The 15986-nt window shown below is 39.8% G+C and carries 18 protein-coding genes; 8 read left to right on the forward strand and 10 right to left on the reverse strand.

The features are described from left to right. Window positions 1-94 precede the first annotated feature (94 nt). On the forward strand, window positions 95-616 hold the full coding sequence (locus ACESK1_RS04925) for a shikimate kinase (protein ID WP_372918502.1): 522 nt from the start codon (window positions 95-97) through the stop codon (window positions 614-616). Here the strand turns inward: ACESK1_RS04925 and ACESK1_RS04930 are convergent. The 3 genes from ACESK1_RS04930 to ACESK1_RS04940 are packed head-to-tail and all read right to left on the reverse strand — an operon-like array spanning window position 608 to window position 2074. Next, the gene (locus ACESK1_RS04930) at window positions 608-1108 is read right to left on the reverse strand and encodes a phosphoribosyltransferase family protein (RefSeq protein WP_372918504.1); all 501 of its coding nucleotides are present in this window, start codon (window positions 1106-1108) and stop codon (window positions 608-610) included. The genes ACESK1_RS04925 and ACESK1_RS04930 overlap by 9 nt on opposite strands. Next, the gene (locus ACESK1_RS04935; protein WP_372918506.1) at window positions 1105-1692 is read right to left on the reverse strand and encodes a methyltransferase domain-containing protein; all 588 of its coding nucleotides are present in this window, start codon (window positions 1690-1692) and stop codon (window positions 1105-1107) included. Before ACESK1_RS04935 ends, ACESK1_RS04930 begins: the two co-directional genes overlap by 4 nt. Then, the gene (locus ACESK1_RS04940; protein WP_372918508.1) at window positions 1682-2074 is read right to left on the reverse strand and encodes an RNA-binding S4 domain-containing protein; all 393 of its coding nucleotides are present in this window, start codon (window positions 2072-2074) and stop codon (window positions 1682-1684) included. Before ACESK1_RS04940 ends, ACESK1_RS04935 begins: the two co-directional genes overlap by 11 nt. Window positions 2075-2140: 66 nt before the next feature. Between ACESK1_RS04940 and ACESK1_RS04945 the strand changes: the two genes are divergently transcribed. After that, complete coding sequence (locus ACESK1_RS04945) at window positions 2141-3043, forward strand: FKBP-type peptidyl-prolyl cis-trans isomerase (RefSeq protein ID WP_372918510.1); 903 nt, start codon at window positions 2141-2143, stop codon at window positions 3041-3043. A 64-nt stretch (window positions 3044-3107) separates the two neighbouring features. Here the strand turns inward: ACESK1_RS04945 and ACESK1_RS04950 are convergent, their stop codons facing one another. The 3 genes from ACESK1_RS04950 to ACESK1_RS04960 all read right to left on the reverse strand — a co-directional run bounded on the left by ACESK1_RS04950 (window position 3108) and on the right by ACESK1_RS04960 (window position 5716). Beyond that, on the reverse strand, window positions 3108-3704 hold the full coding sequence (locus ACESK1_RS04950) for an outer membrane beta-barrel protein (protein WP_372918512.1): 597 nt from the start codon (window positions 3702-3704) through the stop codon (window positions 3108-3110). A gap of 122 nt (window positions 3705-3826) precedes the next feature. Then, window positions 3827-4780 (reverse strand): transketolase family protein, encoded by a 954-nt coding sequence (locus tag ACESK1_RS04955; protein WP_372918514.1) that lies wholly within the window; start codon window positions 4778-4780, stop codon window positions 3827-3829. Window positions 4781-4870: 90 nt separating this feature from the next. Then, window positions 4871-5716 carry a transketolase gene (locus ACESK1_RS04960; RefSeq protein WP_372918515.1) on the reverse strand — a complete coding sequence of 282 codons (846 nt, stop codon included), beginning with the start codon at window positions 5714-5716 and terminating at the stop codon, window positions 4871-4873. Window positions 5717-5890: 174 nt separating this feature from the next. On the opposite strand from ACESK1_RS04960, the gene tgt reads away from it, so the two are divergent. The 6 genes from tgt to ACESK1_RS04990 all read left to right on the forward strand — a co-directional run bounded on the left by tgt (window position 5891) and on the right by ACESK1_RS04990 (window position 12655). Beyond that, entirely contained in the window at window positions 5891-7021 is a 1131-nt protein-coding gene (tgt, locus tag ACESK1_RS04965) for a tRNA guanosine(34) transglycosylase Tgt (RefSeq protein ID WP_372918517.1), read from the forward strand. Between the two features lies 1 nt (window position 7022). Next, window positions 7023-8099: an LptF/LptG family permease gene (locus tag ACESK1_RS04970; protein WP_372918519.1), complete on the forward strand. Its 1077-nt coding sequence runs from the start codon at window positions 7023-7025 to the stop codon at window positions 8097-8099. 99 nt (window positions 8100-8198) lie between these two features. After that, on the forward strand, window positions 8199-9152 hold the full coding sequence (locus ACESK1_RS04975; protein WP_372918521.1) for an acetyl-CoA carboxylase carboxyltransferase subunit alpha: 954 nt from the start codon (window positions 8199-8201) through the stop codon (window positions 9150-9152). Window positions 9153-9320: 168 nt separating this feature from the next. Beyond that, window positions 9321-10886, forward strand: a complete 1566-nt coding sequence (dnaB, locus tag ACESK1_RS04980; protein ID WP_372918523.1) for a replicative DNA helicase — start codon at window positions 9321-9323, stop codon at window positions 10884-10886. After that, entirely contained in the window at window positions 10858-12216 is a 1359-nt protein-coding gene (locus tag ACESK1_RS04985) for an asparagine synthetase B (RefSeq protein ID WP_372918525.1), read from the forward strand. The genes dnaB and ACESK1_RS04985 overlap by 29 nt, the downstream gene beginning before the upstream one ends. Before the next feature lie 13 nt (window positions 12217-12229). Further along, window positions 12230-12655 (forward strand): secondary thiamine-phosphate synthase enzyme YjbQ, encoded by a 426-nt coding sequence (locus ACESK1_RS04990; protein WP_372918527.1) that lies wholly within the window; start codon window positions 12230-12232, stop codon window positions 12653-12655. Between the two features lie 52 nt (window positions 12656-12707). Here the strand turns inward: ACESK1_RS04990 and rplT are convergent, their stop codons facing one another. The 4 genes from rplT to thrS all read right to left on the reverse strand — a co-directional run bounded on the left by rplT (window position 12708) and on the right by thrS (window position 15916). Then, window positions 12708-13052 carry a 50S ribosomal protein L20 gene (gene rplT, locus ACESK1_RS04995; protein ID WP_372918529.1) on the reverse strand — a complete coding sequence of 115 codons (345 nt, stop codon included), beginning with the start codon at window positions 13050-13052 and terminating at the stop codon, window positions 12708-12710. Between the two features lie 111 nt (window positions 13053-13163). After that, entirely contained in the window at window positions 13164-13361 is a 198-nt protein-coding gene (gene rpmI, locus ACESK1_RS05000; protein WP_037319922.1) for a 50S ribosomal protein L35, read from the reverse strand. A 33-nt stretch (window positions 13362-13394) separates the two neighbouring features. Further along, window positions 13395-13910, reverse strand: coding sequence for a translation initiation factor IF-3 (gene infC / locus ACESK1_RS05005; protein WP_372918535.1), 516 nt, complete (start codon window positions 13908-13910; stop codon window positions 13395-13397). A gap of 59 nt (window positions 13911-13969) precedes the next feature. Next, a complete protein-coding gene (gene thrS, locus ACESK1_RS05010; protein ID WP_372918537.1) occupies window positions 13970-15916 on the reverse strand; it encodes a threonine--tRNA ligase in 1947 nt (648 codons plus the stop codon). Window positions 15917-15986: the final 70 nt, after the last annotated feature.

The raw sequence follows: 15986 nt of genomic DNA on the forward strand, positions 1-15986 counted from the left end.
GTGCAAATATACATTCATTAATTTATTTTTCAAGACTAAAATCATATAAATTTGCATTTGTTTTTAATTCATCTAATAACGAGTAAATTATAATATGAAAATATTTCTTAACGGATATATGGGGTCGGGAAAATCACTATTGGGGAAGCAACTTGCTGCCCATTTAAATTATGATTTTCTTGATCTTGATGACCAAATCGAAACCATAGAAGGAAAAACAATACACGAGATATTTCAGGAGAAAGGGGAATTATATTTTCGGAAACTGGAAACACAAGTTTTAAAAGATGTGCTGGAAGATTCTTCAAATCTGGTCGTTTCTCTGGGCGGTGGCACTCCATGTTATGGAAAAAACCTGGAATTAATCAAAAAAACGCCTAATTCTAAGACTATTTATCTCAAAGCTTCAGTAGAAGAATTGACCCGACGTTTATTCCCGGAGAAAATTCACAGGCCTGTTATCAGCCATCTTGATACCAGGGAAGCATTGGAGGAATTTATAAGGAAGCATATGTTTGAGAGAGGCTATTACTACCATCAATCAGATATTGTTGTAAATGTAGATAATGCTACGCCGGAAGAAATTTTAAATCAAATTGCAGAGAAGCTAAAATAGCTCTGCTTTATTGTTTCCTTTTTCAAAACTCAGTTTAACTGTTTCCTGAAGTGAAGTTGAAAGGGATATTCCTTTAAAATCCGCCTTAACCGGGTATTTTTTGTGATTTCTGTCAACCAGAACAGCTGTCTGAAATTGCTTTAGGGGTACCTCTAGAAAGTGCTTGACTCCATAGATTAGAGTGGTTCCGGAGTTTAAGACGTCATCTGCCAGAATTATGGATTTGTCTTTATAATCGGAACTTTCCAGGGATGTAGTTACCGGATTAAGAGGATTTTTTTTATCGATTTTAACCTCGCAAAGGCTGATCTTTAGAGAGGAAATTTCTTCCAGCCATTTTTTTAAGCGTTGAGCAAATTCGTAGCCGTTTTTCGAAATTCCGGCCAGCACGATCTCTTTTTCCTCCAGGTTGTTTTCATAGATCTGGTAGGCAATACGTTTTATTTTATGCTGAATTTGTTCGTGGGTTAAGATCAATACACCTTTTTTCATAGTTTTCTGAATTTGAAAAAGAGTTCATTTCCCCGGCGCGGTTTTATCGAATTATAACAGGGCTCCAGGATTTCAATTTTAAAGTACTCGCTAAAATACGTCAAATATTCATTTTTACTACCACCAAAAGGTGGTCCGTCCTCTGTGAGTTTAAAATTGAAAAGAACACCTGAAATTCGGCCATTCTCTTTTAAAAGCTTATGACATTGTCTGGCATAATGAGGTCTTTTTTTAACCGGAATTGCACAGAAGAATGTTTGCTCCAGGATGAGATCAAATTGATCTTTAATCTCAAAGAAATCGGTATGCAATATCTGACTTTTGGGAAAGGAGGGGCATCGTTTTGAAAAATTCTCAAGGGGCTCCCGAACGAGATCGACCACAAAAACATTTCTAAAACCTTTCTTGAATAGGTATTCGGCTTCCCAGGAATTACCTGCCCCGGGAATAAGGATCTTAATTTCTTTGTTGGGTAACTGATCGATATAAGCTTTAAGAGGTTGAGAAACTTCGCCTATATCCCAGCCGGTTTTTCCTTCCTTATAGCGGTCTTGCCAGAAATCGGCATCAAATTTATTTTTCATCGGTTGTATCAGGATCAGTATTTTCATACCACTCGTCTATATCGCGGCGGTCTTTCTTGGTAGGCCGGCCGGTGCCTTTTTTGCGGTAGTAATCTTTTGAATATTTTAAAAGATCAAGTTTTTCAAAGGCTTCTTTCGGAGTGGTATCATTCACATATAAGTTCACGAGTTTGGCACCAACCCTACTTGGTGGGATATCCAGGACCTCTAGCTGATAATCGATCTGGTTCTTGCGTACACTAATCTTATCTGTTGGAAAAACCTCCCGGGATGGTTTTACGCTGCTGCCTTCTATTTTTATTTTTCCCTGCTTACAGGCATGTGTGGCAAGGCTACGGGTTTTAAAATACCTGACGCACCATAAAAACTTATCAATCCTCATAAAACTGCGGTTTAATCCTTAAGCAAAAATACAAGAATATTGTATCTTGCGCCCCAAATTAAAAGAATGATGAGATTGAAATATTTATTTTTTACAGGTATTATTTTTAGTATGACACTGTTTTCCTGTAGTGACGATGATGATGAAGTTGAGGAGGTTCCCGAAAGAGATAGGGGAGAGCAGGCAATTGAAGATGATGAAGCCTTAAGAGCATACCTGGAAACCCATTTTTATAACTATGAGGACTTTGAAAATCCGGGAGGAGATTTTGACTATGTAATTCGTTTTGATACGATAGCAGGAGATAACTCCGATAAGACTCCAATTATTGATTCAGAAAATCTTATTCAGAAAACTTATAGCAAGGATGATGTAGATTATAATTTATACGTACTTAAAGTAAGAGAAGGAGTTGGAGAACAACCCACTTTTGCCGATTCTACGCTGGTAACTTACCGTGGAGAACTGCTGAACCGCTCTACTTTTGATAACGCAAAAACTCCGGTATGGTTTGATCAATTAGGGCTGATCGATGGATTCACCCAGGGAGTAGTCGAATTTAAAGGAGCTTCCGGTTATTCCGTTAATGATGATAATACTGTTAATTTCAACAATGATTATGGAATTGGTGCAGTATTTTTTCCTTCAGGCTTAGGGTATTTTTCTAATTCCCAGGCAAGCATTCCGGCTTATAGTCCGCTAATATTCAGTATTAATCTGTTGAGTGTGAATGAATCCGATCACGATGGCGACGGAATTCCCAGCTGGATGGAAGATCTTGACGGCGATGGGGATTTAAGGAATGACGATACCGATGAGGATGACACTCCTAATTATGCTGATAGTGATGATGACGGGGATGGTACTCCAACCCGGGAAGAGATTATCATAAATGAAGACGGAAGCCTTGAATTTCCCGATACTAACGATAACGGAATTCCGGATTATTTAGATCCAGATACGTTTTAAGTAAAAATAATTGAACTAAAAAAGCCCCGATCCGGGGCTTTTTTAGTTTTGAAAATTTCCTTTTTTAGAAGGAATATGAGGCGCTTAATATCCATTGGGAAGGCCTGGAATCCAGAGAAAATCTCTCTGAAGCTGTTTCAACAAAAGCAGTATTTTCGCTAAAGGCATTTTCATAACGTATGTCAAAGCCAAGGCGACCAAAATTTAAGCCTGCACCCAGCTGATATCCTATGCTGATATCATTCTCGACTTCGCCAATCTCTAAAGAAGTTTCCTCCAGCTCATTGTTTAAAATATATTGAAAAGAAGGACCTGCTTTTATATTTAGAGGTCCCAGGATGTTAACTCCAACTAAAACCGGAGCATCTATTTTATTCAGTTTGTAATCAAAGGATTCATATTCAGTGGTTAGACTCGTATACATTACTTCTGGCTGAAGAAAAAATCCTAAGATTCCAAATTTGCTGTAAGCTCCAATGTGAAACCCGGTTTTGTTTTCCCCTTCTTCAAAAGAAGAACGAAAATCTTCGGCACCTTCATTTACGTTTTCAAAATCTCCGGAAGCACCGTAGTTCAATCCTCCCTTAATTCCAAATTCGGCTTCCTGGGCCATTAAGCCTGTACCGGCTAGAAACACCGCAATGATTATTAACTTTTTCATACTATTTCAATTTTAAGTTAGGAATTCAATAACGCATAAACGATGCCGTTTATTCTGAATGAAATAAAAAAGCCTTTCAGAAATATCTCTGAAAGGCTTGTAATAGATTGACAGACAAGTTTTTATTTTCTGCTTAAAACTTTTTCTGTAGCCTTGATAATGGCTTCAGCATTAAGGCCATATTTGTCCATTAATTGTTCAGGTGTGCCACTTTCTCCAAAAGTATCCTGGGTAGCCACAAATTCCTGCGGGGCAGGATTGTTCTCGGCTAAAGTCCGTGCTACGCTTTCTCCAAGTCCGCCGAGGAAATTATGTTCTTCGGCAGTAACAACACATCCGGTTTTCTTAACCGAATTAATAATTGCCTCTTCATCCAGAGGTTTAATCGTGTGAAGATTGATCACTTCTGCACTTATACCTTTTTCTGAAAGTTTTTCAGCAGCCTGAATGGCTTCCCATACCAGGTGACCGGTTGCAATGATGGTTACATCGGTGCCTTCATATAAATGTATGGCTTTTCCAATTTCGAAATTTTGATCTTCAGGAGTGAAGTTAGCCACTTTAGGTCTTCCGAATCTCAGGTAAACCGGGCCTTCATGCTCAGCAATTGCGATAGTAGCCGCTTTTGTCTGATTGTAATCACAGGTGTTGATCACCGTCATTCCGGGCAACATTTTCATTAACCCGATATCTTCAAGGATCTGGTGTGTAGCGCCGTCTTCCCCAAGCGTTACACCTGAGTGACTGGCGCATATTTTCACATTTTTCCCTGAATAGGCAACACTCTGTCTAATTTGATCGTAAACTCTACCCGTAGCAAAATTGGCGAAGGTTCCTGCAAAAGGGATTTTTCCGCCAATGGTTAATCCGGCGGAGATTCCTATCATGTTTGCTTCGGCAATTCCTACCTGGAAGAAACGTTCCGGATTTTCGTCTATGAAATCCTGCATTTTAAGTGAGCCTACAAGATCGGCACAAAGAGCAACGACGTTTGGATTTTTTCTTCCCAATTCAGTAAGCCCATCCCCGAAACCTGAACGGGTATCTTTTTTTCCTGTATCTGTATATTTTTTCATTCTAAGTTACTTTGTCATTCCCGTCCCGCAAATAAGCGGGATAAACTGCGACGGAAATCTGTTTTTATTTGATTACCTTAAAAGTAGGGCCTAATAATCCCCTAGAGTTTCAGGGTTTTGTGCAAGGGCCTTCTCGAGCTGCTCGTCATTTGGAGCTTTTCCATGCCATGCATGAGTATGCATCATAAAATCTACTCCGTGACCCATAACTGTTGTCATTAAAATACAAACCGGCTTTCCTTTTCCGGTGCGGGTTTTAGCTTCTTTCAGGCTGTTTAATACCTGTTCCATATCATTACCGTCTTCTAATTCAAGCACATCCCAGCCAAAAGCTTCAAACTTCTTTTTGAGATTACCCATTGGAAGTACAGTATCGGTACTACCGTCAATTTGCTGTCCGTTAAGGTCAACGGTGGCGATAAGATTATCAACTTTATTTCCTGCTGCATACATAATTGCTTCCCAGTTTTGACCTTCCTGAAGTTCTCCATCGCCGTGAAGGGAAAATATAAGGTGATTATCTTTGTTTAGCTTTTTAGCTTCAGCAGCACCTATTGCAACTGACATTCCTTGGCCAAGGGAACCGGAAGCCACTCGAATTCCGGGCAGGCCTTCATGCGTTGTTGGATGGCCCTGTAACCGGGAGTCAATTAATCTGAAAGTGTTTAGCTCCTCCACCGGGAAATAACCGGTTCTGGCAAGCACGCTGTAAAATACCGGGGAGATATGGCCATTGGAAAGGAAGAACAGATCTTCGTCTTTACCATCCATATCAAAATTGGGATTATGCTCCATCACCTCTTTGTAGAGCGCTGTGAAAAATTCGGTACATCCTAAAGAGCCTCCGGGATGACCAGAATTTACTTTGTGTACCTGTCTTAAAATATCTCTGCGCACCTGCGTGGCAAAGTCTTTTAATTCCTGAATGTCTGACATTATAGTATTGTGTTGTTTAAATAATGGCCACAAAAATAGGCTTTTAAATAGCTTTGACAAAGCCCTGAAAGGGCAGTTATTAACTTTGGAGCTCAAGTAACTAACAATTTAGCTTTTCAAGCAGCTTCAATTTGATTTTTAGTTGAGTATCTTTGCACCGATTTAATTTAGACTATGAAATTTGATTTATTAACTACCGATCCCGGTAGTAAAGCCCGTGCCGGTAAGATCACTACTGATCACGGAACAATTGAAACTCCTATTTTTATGCCGGTTGGAACGGTGGCTTCGGTTAAAGGAGTGCACCAAAGAGAGCTGAAAGAAGATATTAACCCTGATATTATCTTAGGAAATACCTATCACCTTTACTTAAGGCCAAAAACTGAAATTTTAAAGAAAGCAGGTGGCCTTCATAAATTCATGAATTGGGATAGAAATATCCTTACCGATAGTGGTGGATACCAGGTATATTCATTATCTGCCAGAAGAAAGATAAAAGAGGAAGGCGTAAAGTTTAAGTCCCACATTGATGGATCTTCCCATACTTTTACTCCTGAAAATGTAATGGAAATTCAGCGTGCCATTGGTGCTGATATAATCATGGCATTCGATGAATGTACGCCCTATCCGTGTGATTACCGCTACGCCAAGAGATCTATGCATATGACGCATCGCTGGTTGGACAGATGTGTGAGTCACCTGGATAAGGTAGAACCTTTGTATGGGTTTAATCAAACTCTATTTCCAATTGTTCAGGGAAGCACTTATAAGGATCTAAGAGAGCAATCTGCCGAATATATTGCTTCAGTTGGGGCTGAAGGGAATGCAATTGGAGGCCTATCTGTAGGAGAACCTGCAGAAGAAATGTATGCGATGACCGAGGTGGTGACCAAAATCCTTCCGGAGGATAAACCCCGCTATCTAATGGGGGTTGGTACGCCTATTAATATTTTAGAAAATATCGCCCTGGGAATAGATATGTTCGATTGTGTGATGCCTACCCGGAATGCGAGAAACGGAATGCTTTTTACCGCTCATGGCACCATAAATATAAAGAACAAAAAGTGGGCTGATGACTTTTCTACGATAGACGAAATGGCAATTACTTGGGTTGATACGGAATATTCTAAGGCTTATTTAAGACATCTTTTTACAGTCAACGAAATGCTTGGCAAGCAAATTGCGACTATCCACAACCTTGGCTTTTATCTCTGGTTGGTAAGAGAAGCCAGAAAGCATATCTTAGCTGGTGATTTTACAGCCTGGAAAGATAAAATGGTAAAACAAATGGATAAGCGATTATAAATTGAAGATCCTTGATTGGTACATATTGAAACGCTATCTGGGAACTTTTTTCCTGATGCTGCTGTTATTTATTCCTATTGGGATAACAGTAAACCTTGCCGAAAAGATCGATAAGATACTGGAAAATGAAGTGCCGTTTATAGAGGTAGCACTGTACTATCTTGATTTTACCGTTTATTTTGCTAATCTGCTTTTTCCGTTATTTCTATTTTTATCAGTTATCTGGTTTACTTCGAAACTGGCCAATAATACTGAAATTATCGCCTTTTTAAGTAGTGGCGTTTCCTTCTACAGGTTCTTACGACCTTACCTTATAGGTGCTACAATTGTTTGTGGTCTCGCTCTGGTTTTGAGTATGTACCTTGCGCCAAAAGCCAGTAAGGGTTTTAATGAGTTTAAATATGAATATCTTAAAAAGGGCTCACAAACTCAGGAGACCAATGATGTTTACCGTCAGATCAATGATGATGAATACATCTATGCCAGCCACTTTCAGCCAAAAACAAAAACGGCCAGGAATTTTACTTTGGAACATTTTGATGGAAATGAACTAAAATTTAAAATAAGCGCTTCCAGGTTAAAATATAATGAAGAAGATTCTACCTATACCTTAAGTGTATTCGATAAAAGGATAATTGGAGAAAACGAAGATGAAATTATTCATGAAACTACTGTAGATACTATTCTCCCATTTGAATTTGATGAACTTACTCCGGAAAACTATATCGCTGAAACCCTAAACTATACAGAGCTTAATGAATTCATTGAGAAAGAACGTAGGAGAGGCTCGGGGAACATTAACCGCTATCTGGTAGTGGCTTATAAAAGATGGAGCATCCCTGTTTCAGCATTTATTTTAACGATAATCGCAGTGGCGGTTTCTTCCATAAAGAGAAGGGGAGGCATGGGCGTAAACCTTGCCCTGGGGATAACCCTTGCCTTTGTATTTATTTTCTTTGATAAAGTATTCGGCACTATGGCCGAGCAGTCAACTTTCTCGCCCTTAATCGCTGTTTGGTTTCCCAATATAAGTTTCGGGATATTAGCGGTTTATCTCCTGTTTAAAGCTAAGCGTTAGCGGGCTTAAATTCTTTGATAAATAATAAAGAATCATAGGAAATCTTCCTTTTAAAGTTTGTTATATTTGTAAGCTAATAAAAAACACCCATAACTACTTATGGAATATTTAGATTTTGAATTACCCATTAAAGAGTTAGAAGAGCAATACGAAAAGGCTTGCAATATCGGTTCAGAAAGTGAAGTTGATGTGACCGCCACTTGCAAGCAGATCGAGAAGAAGCTTAAAGAAAAAAAGAAAGAGATCTACGGAAATCTTACCGCCTGGCAAAGGGTGCAGCTTTCCAGACATCCTAACAGGCCATATACCCTTGATTATATCAATGCTATCTGTGGCAATACTTTTCTGGAACTTCATGGAGACCGAAATGTGAAAGACGATAAAGCGATGATCGGTGGTCTTGGAAAGATCGATGATCAGAGCTATATGTTTATTGGGCAACAGAAGGGTTATAATACCAAAACCCGACAATACAGAAATTTCGGAATGGCCAATCCTGAGGGTTATCGCAAAGCCCTTAGATTGATGAAATCTGCCGAAAAATTCGGGATTCCTGTGGTAACCTTTATAGATACTCCCGGAGCATACCCGGGCATGGAAGCCGAAGAGCGCGGGCAGGGTGAAGCTATTGCAAGAAATATTTTCGAAATGACCCGCCTTAAAGTGCCAATCTTCGTTGTAATTATTGGAGAAGGTGCTAGTGGTGGAGCACTGGGAATTGGAGTTGGAGATAAAGTGCTCATGCTGGAAAATACCTGGTATTCGGTTATCTCTCCTGAATCCTGTTCTTCAATTTTATGGAGAAGCTGGGAGTTTAAAGAACAGGCGGCAGACGCCCTTAAGCTTACTGCCACCGATATGAAAAAACAAAAACTTATCGATGAGATCGTAAAAGAACCTCTTGGCGGCGCACATCGCCACCGTGAGGAAACTTTTGAAACTGTGAAAAATGCAATTGCATCTTCATATGAAGAGTTTAGAAACTTATCACCAACCGAACTTGTTGAAAAAAGAATGGATAAATATTTAAATATGGGAGTCTTTAAAGGCTGAGTCCTTAGATAACATAACCTGATAAAAATCCGAAGCATTTTGTTTCGGATTTTTTTACCCTTATTAACAAACTTTCTAAGTTATCAACACCCCAAATGTTGATTACCTGTGGATTAACTCAAGTTGGTTTCTTTAAGACCGTCTTAACATTTTTTTTACTTTAGTGCTATGGAAAAAATCACTGCCCCCCAAAGTTTTAAATATCAGAAATCCAATGTAATAAACCTTGAAAAAGGAAAACTTCCTCCGCAAGCTGTTGATTTAGAGGAGGTTGTGTTGGGTGCTATGATGATCGATAAAAAAGGGGTAGACGAAATAATAGATATCCTCAACGCCGATGCCTTCTATAAAAACTCGCATAAACTAATTTTTCAGGCGATACACAAACTCTTTGAAAATACTGAGGCGATTGACTTATTAACCGTTTCCAATCAATTAAAGAAAGATGGTGACTTTGATAAGGTTGGGGGTGATTATTACTTGATTCAGCTTACTCAAAAGGTATCTTCTTCAGCTCACATCGAGTTTCACGCCCGAATTATTCTTCAGAAATATATTCAGCGAAGCCTTATAAAAATTTCAAATGAGATTATTGAGGAGGCTTACGATGAAGGTACCGACGTTTTTGACTTATTGGATAGTGCCGAGGCAAAATTATACGAGGTAACCCAGGGCAATATTCAAAAATCCACCGAAACCGCCCAAAGTTTAGTGATCCAGGCAAAGAATAGAATTCAGGAGATTTCGAATAAAGAAGGACTTAGTGGTGTGCCTTCCGGTTTTGATAAACTGGATCGATTAACTTCGGGATGGCAGCCCAGTGACCTTATTATTGTGGCAGCTCGTCCCGGTATGGGTAAGACAGCATTAACCCTGTCTATGGCTCGGAATATTTCTGTTGGTCAGGGTATTCCTGTTGCGTTTTTCTCTCTGGAGATGTCTTCAGTACAGCTTATTACCAGGCTTATTTCTTCGGAAACCGGACTTTCTTCAGAAAAACTAAGAACCGGAAATTTGGAAAAACATGAGTGGGAGCAATTAAACGTCAAAGTAAAAGATCTTGAAAAAGCTCCGCTATTTATTGATGATACACCGTCTCTGTCTATTTTCGACCTTAGAGCTAAAGCCAGGAGGTTGGCATCACAACATGGGATTAAATTGATCGTGGTTGATTACCTTCAATTGATGACCGCCGGAGGTTCCCAGAAAGGTGGAGGTAACAGAGAACAGGAAATTTCTACGATCTCCCGTAACCTTAAAGCTCTGGCCAAAGAACTAAATATACCGGTTATAGCACTATCACAGCTCTCCAGAGCGGTTGAAACGCGTGGAGGTAGTAAAAGACCTTTACTTTCAGATTTGAGGGAATCTGGAGCGATCGAGCAGGATGCCGATATCGTTTCCTTTATCTATCGACCGGAATATTATAAAATTGATGAATGGGATGATGAAGAGCGCACTCCTACCGATGGTCAGGGTGAATTTATTGTTGCCAAACACCGTAACGGTGGTTTAGAAAATATCAGACTGAAATTTATTGGACATCTTGGTAAATTTGATAACTTAGATGAATTCGATTCCCCGTTTGAATTCCATTCAAAAATGAACAGTGGAGGAGATGATTCGCAGGAATTCGGAAGTGGAAACCTGCCAAGTCCTAGTGCCGATGAGGCCTTTGGAAGCTCCATGAATGACGATTTTAATAATGAAGACGATAGCGAAGTTCCTTTCTAAAAGATTCTTGTTTTCTGCGGAAAGCATTTCGTTTCATATACATAATTTTAAAGGGTTTACCGATAGTGTTGGTAAACCCTTTTTCTTTTCACTCTTTTTCTTCTTTATATCTCTTAACACATTTTCATCCAATATTCTTATTCCTATGGATGATAATACTCAAACAGATCATTTAAAAGCCTACGGAATTACATATTACGCCCTGGAGCAAAATCTGGAAGTCAGATGGCTGCTAAATTATCGTGGTGGTTCCTTTTTGATTTCCGATACAGAAGAACTTCAAAAGGAATGTATGGTAAGAGGAGTTTCCTTTGAAGTGATTAGTGATGCGAAAACTCTTGAAATTCTGGAAGAAATTGAAAGTCCATCCCGGAACATGGAAAATGTGGTTCTGGAGAAAGCACCTAAAATTGCGGTTTATTCTCCGGGCGATGCTCAGCCTTGGGATGATGCGGTTACCATGGTGCTTACTTACGCTGAAATACCTTATGAAGTTATTTATGACAGGGAGGTTCTGGACGATGCACTGGTGCTTTACGACTGGCTTCATCTTCATCATGAAGATTTTACCGGGCAATACGGGAAATTCTATAGAGCCTTCCGAACTACACCCTGGTATATAAACGAAAAGAAAGAGGCTGAAGCTCTGGCCGAAAGTTTAGGATATTCAAAAGTATCTGAACAGAAACTGGATGTAGCTCTCAATATTCGGGATTATGTGATTGGCGGCGGATTTATGTTTGCCATGTGCAGCGCCACCGATAGTTTTGATATTGCTCTGGCAGCTGAAGGTGTGGATATAGCCGAACCTATGTTTGATGGTGATCCCAGTGAGCCCGCATATCAGTCAAAAATCGATTTTAATAAAACCTTTGCTTTTACTGATTTCATTCTGGAGCGTAGTCCTATGGTTTATGAATTTTCTTCAATAGATATGACAGAAAAGCGGCAAATTCCACAGGAATCAGATTATTTTACGCTTATGGATTTTTCAGCTAAATGGGATGTGGTTCCAACCATGTTGACTCAGAATCACACCCGCCTCGTAAAAGGCTTTATGGGGCAAACGACAGCTTATAATCCTAAAAATATAAAAGCCAATGTTTTGATTATGGGAGAGAGTAAATTGAATGGAGAGGCCAGATATATTCATGGAGTAAAGGGGAAAGGTTTTTTTACTTTTTACGGAGGGCACGACCCGGAAGATTATCAGCATAGGGTAGGAGATCCCAAAACCGAACTTTCATTACACCCCAATTCCCCGGGTTATCGGGTAATACTCAATAACGTATTATTTCCGGCAGCAAAAAAGAAACCGCAGAAAACATAAAATCAATATTGGAATGGAAATATTTCAGAAGGAAATAAATCTTTCAGCAAAAGAAAGGGGCTTTCATCTTGTAACCCGGGAGATCCTTTCAAAAACCCCGGAATTAGAAGATTTCAAATTCGGAACTATGCATGTTTTTATTAAACACACTTCCGCAGGTTTGACTATAAATGAAAATGCTGATCCTACAGTTCGCGACGATTTTGAGAGCCATTTTAATAAAATGGTTCCGGAGAATCAGCCATATTATAAACACACCCTGGAAGGCTCTGATGATATGCCAGCTCATATTAAAGCAGCGTTGCTCGGGAGTTCTGTAATTATCCCAATTACCCATGGTGAATTGAACCTGGGAACCTGGCAGGGGATTTACCTTGGAGAGCACAGAAACCACGGCGGCTCAAGGAAATTAATGGTAACTATTACAGGTGTAAAATAAGAAAAGTCTGGTGTTTCCACCAGACTTTCTATTAAGAGAGTATAATAATTGTTTATTTTACTTTGTCTACTATTGCTTTAAAAGCATCGGGGTGATTCATCGCAAGGTCGGCAAGAACTTTACGGTTCAAGCCTATTCCGTTAGCTTTAACTCCTCCCATAAACTGAGAATAAGACATACCATGTTCACGGGCTGCAGCGTTTATACGCATAATCCACAATGAACGGAAATTACGTTTCTTGGTTTTGCGGTCTCTGTATGCATAAAGCATAGCTTTTTCCACCGCGTTTTTGGCGACTGTCCAAACGTTTTTACGACGTCCGAAGTAACCTTTTGCTTGCTTAAGAACCTTTTTTCTTCTGGCTCTCTTCGCAACTGAATTTACTGATCTTGGCATAATTTTACATTTTTTTGTAGCAGGCGGTCTGCATTTGACACTTTTTAAAACCGGTTAAGGTTTTGCCCAACTCCAGGGTTTTTAAATTGTTTAAACCGTTAAGGGCTTATGTTACTTTAAACGCAACATAAGTTTAACATTGTCCTTATCTGCATCATGTACCAGGGTACTGTGCGTTAAGGCTAGCTTACGTTTTTTAGACTTCTTTGTTAAGATGTGACTTTTAAACGCATGCTTTCTTTTGATTTTACCGGTACCTGTAAGCTTAAAACGCTTCTTAGCACTGGATTTTGTTTTCATCTTAGGCATGTTCTCTTCTTTTATAATTAACTCTCTTTTCTTTTATTTTGTCTTTCTGGGGGCAAGGAACATGGTCATCCTTTTACCTTCCAGTTTCGGCATTTGTTCTACTTTACCAAGATCTTCCAGGTCCTGCGCCAATCTAAGTAACAGAATTTCACCTTTGTCTTTAAAAACAATAGATCTTCCTTTAAAGAATACAAATGCCTTAAGTTTAGCTCCGTCTTTCAGGAATTTTTCAGCATTACGTTTTTTAAACTCATAATCGTGATCATCGGTATTGGGCCCGAAACGGATCTCCTTTACCACTACCTGACTAGCTTTAGCCTTTAGGGCTTTCTCGCGTTTTTTCTGTTCATAGAGAAACTTTTTGTAGTCCATTACCTTGGCCACGGGTGGCTTGGCATTAGGGGAGATTTCTACCAGGTCCAGACCTTGCTCATCGGCAATTTCCAGAGCTTTCTGTATTGGATAAACTCCCATTTCTACATTGTCACCTACAAGGCGAACTTCATCAGACCTGATCTTTTTATTGATCCGGTGTTGATCTTCTTTAATCTCTCTTAGCGGTCGCTTTGATCTTTTTCTACGTATTGCTATGGCTTATCGAATTTTAATTAAACTTCAAACGTCTTTAGCGTTTCTCTTATTTCTTTATTTATAATTTCGGCAAAGGCCTCAGGGGTCATTGTTCCCAGGTCGCCTTCCCCGCGTTTTCGTACAGAAACTGTACCATCTTTCTCTTCCTGTTCCCCCACAATCAACATGTATGGGAATTTGCTTACTTCAGCCTCACGAATTTTCTTCCCAACGGTTTCATTTCGATTATCGGCCAAGGCGCGAATTTCGTCATTTTCTAGCAAAGTTAAAACTTTTTGTGAGTATTTTTCATACTTCTCACTGAGCGAGAGAATGATAGCTTGTTCAGGCATTAACCATAGCGGGAAATTTCCGGCGGTATGCTCAAGCAGGATTGCGATAAATCTTTCCATGCTGCCAAAAGGAGCACGATGTATCATCACTGGACGATGTGACTCATTGTCACTGCCTTTATAGGTGAGATCGAATCTTTCTGGCAGGTTATAATCTACCTGTATAGTCCCCAGCTGCCAACTTCTTCCTAGAGCGTCCTTAACCATGAAATCGAGTTTTGGCCCGTAAAAAGCGGCTTCTCCGGTTTCAATAACATAATTCAGCCCTTTTTCTTTTGCTGCATTAAGGATTGCAGTTTCTGCCTTTTCCCATACCTCGTCACTGCCAATATATTTTTCTTTGTTTTCAGGATCACGAAGCGAAACCTGGGCCGTAAAGTTTTCGAAACCTAAAGAATCGAATACATATAAGGTAAGGTCTATCACTTTTTTAAATTCTGAATCTAATTGATCTGGCGTACAGAAAATATGAGCATCATCCTGAGTGAATCCTCTAACCCGGGTTAACCCGTGCAATTCTCCACTTTGCTCATAACGATACACCGTTCCGAACTCTGCAAATCTCTTCGGAAGATCACGATAACTCCAGGCAGAAGCATTGTAAATCTCACAGTGATGAGGGCAATTCATTGGTTTTAACAGGAATTCTTCTCCTTCATTCGGAGTTTTAATAGGCTGAAAACTGTCTTCTCCATATTTGGCATAATGCCCAGAAGTGACATAAAGTTCTTTTTGCCCAATATGCGGACTCACCACCATTTCATATCCGGCTTTTTTCTGGGCCTTTTTTAGGAAATTCTCCAGGCGCTCTCTTAATGCCGCACCTTTTGGTAACCATAATGGTAGGCCCTGACCAACTTTTTGAGAGAAAGTGAAAAGTTCCAACTCTCTTCCTAATTTACGGTGATCGCGTTTTTTTGCCTCCTCCAGGAGCTCCAGATATTCTTTTAATTCTTTTTGCTTCGGAAATGAAATTCCGTATACTCGGGTAAGCTGGGGATTCTTTTCATCTCCACGCCAGTAAGCTCCGGCAACGCTCATTAGCTTAACCGCTTTTATGAATCCGGTATTTGGAAGGTGGCCTCCACGGCATAAATCAGTAAAATTCGAATGATCGCAAAAGGTGATCTCGCCGTCCTCAAGATTTTCAATAAGTTCAACCTTGAATGGGTTGTTCTGTTTTTTGTAATATTCAAGAGCTTCGGCCTTAGAGACTTCACGCAGTTTAAAGTCGTGTTTTTCGCGTGCGATCTCCAGCATTCGGTTTTCGATCTTTTTAAAATCATTCTCCGATAATTTTTCTTCGCCAAAGTCAACATCGTAGTAAAAACCATTTTCAATTGCAGGACCAATGGTTAGCTTGGAGCCGGGATAAAGTTCTTCGATGGCCTGTGCCATGACGTGAGAAGTAGAATGCCAGAATGCTTTTTTTCCTTCATCATCTTTCCAGGTAAAAAGGATAAGCTCGCCATCTTCTTGAAGAGGAGTTTCCGTTTCCACGATCTCTCCATCGTATTTTGCTGAAATAACATTGCGGGCCAGGCCTTCACTTATGCTTTTAGCAACCTCGATTGGGGTGGTGCCCTTCTCAAATTCCTTGATACTGCCATCCGGCAAACTTACCTTGATCATCTTATTGATTTCTGTAAAGATTAATGCGCAAAGATAACAGGTTGACTTTGGTTGCGCAATATTGCATGAG

The sequence above is a fragment of the Salegentibacter sp. genome (genome assembly GCF_041642575.1).
Classification (GTDB): domain Bacteria; phylum Bacteroidota; class Bacteroidia; order Flavobacteriales; family Flavobacteriaceae; genus Salegentibacter.

Bases quoted from the DNA above. Each gene is read 5' to 3' on its own strand.
- ACESK1_RS04925 (WP_372918502.1), top strand. From the start codon at position 95: ATGAAAATATTTCTTAACGGATATATGGGGTCGGGAAAATCACTATTG.
- ACESK1_RS04930 (WP_372918504.1), bottom strand. From the start codon at position 1,108: ATGAAAAAAGGTGTATTGATCTTAACCCACGAACAAATTCAGCATAAA.
- ACESK1_RS04935 (WP_372918506.1), bottom strand. From the start codon at position 1,692: ATGAAAAATAAATTTGATGCCGATTTCTGGCAAGACCGCTATAAGGAA.
- ACESK1_RS04940 (WP_372918508.1), bottom strand. From the start codon at position 2,074: ATGAGGATTGATAAGTTTTTATGGTGCGTCAGGTATTTTAAAACCCGT.
- ACESK1_RS04945 (WP_372918510.1), top strand. From the start codon at position 2,141: ATGATGAGATTGAAATATTTATTTTTTACAGGTATTATTTTTAGTATG.
- ACESK1_RS04950 (WP_372918512.1), bottom strand. From the start codon at position 3,704: ATGAAAAAGTTAATAATCATTGCGGTGTTTCTAGCCGGTACAGGCTTA.
- ACESK1_RS04955 (WP_372918514.1), bottom strand. From the start codon at position 4,780: ATGAAAAAATATACAGATACAGGAAAAAAAGATACCCGTTCAGGTTTC.
- ACESK1_RS04960 (WP_372918515.1), bottom strand. From the start codon at position 5,716: ATGTCAGACATTCAGGAATTAAAAGACTTTGCCACGCAGGTGCGCAGA.
- tgt (WP_372918517.1), top strand. From the start codon at position 5,891: ATGAAATTTGATTTATTAACTACCGATCCCGGTAGTAAAGCCCGTGCC.
- ACESK1_RS04975 (WP_372918521.1), top strand. From the start codon at position 8,199: ATGGAATATTTAGATTTTGAATTACCCATTAAAGAGTTAGAAGAGCAA.
- dnaB (WP_372918523.1), top strand. From the start codon at position 9,321: ATGGAAAAAATCACTGCCCCCCAAAGTTTTAAATATCAGAAATCCAAT.
- ACESK1_RS04985 (WP_372918525.1), top strand. From the start codon at position 10,858: ATGAAGACGATAGCGAAGTTCCTTTCTAAAAGATTCTTGTTTTCTGCG.
- ACESK1_RS04990 (WP_372918527.1), top strand. From the start codon at position 12,230: ATGGAAATATTTCAGAAGGAAATAAATCTTTCAGCAAAAGAAAGGGGC.
- rplT (WP_372918529.1), bottom strand. From the start codon at position 13,052: ATGCCAAGATCAGTAAATTCAGTTGCGAAGAGAGCCAGAAGAAAAAAG.
- rpmI (WP_037319922.1), bottom strand. From the start codon at position 13,361: ATGCCTAAGATGAAAACAAAATCCAGTGCTAAGAAGCGTTTTAAGCTT.
- thrS (WP_372918537.1), bottom strand. From the start codon at position 15,916: ATGATCAAGGTAAGTTTGCCGGATGGCAGTATCAAGGAATTTGAGAAG.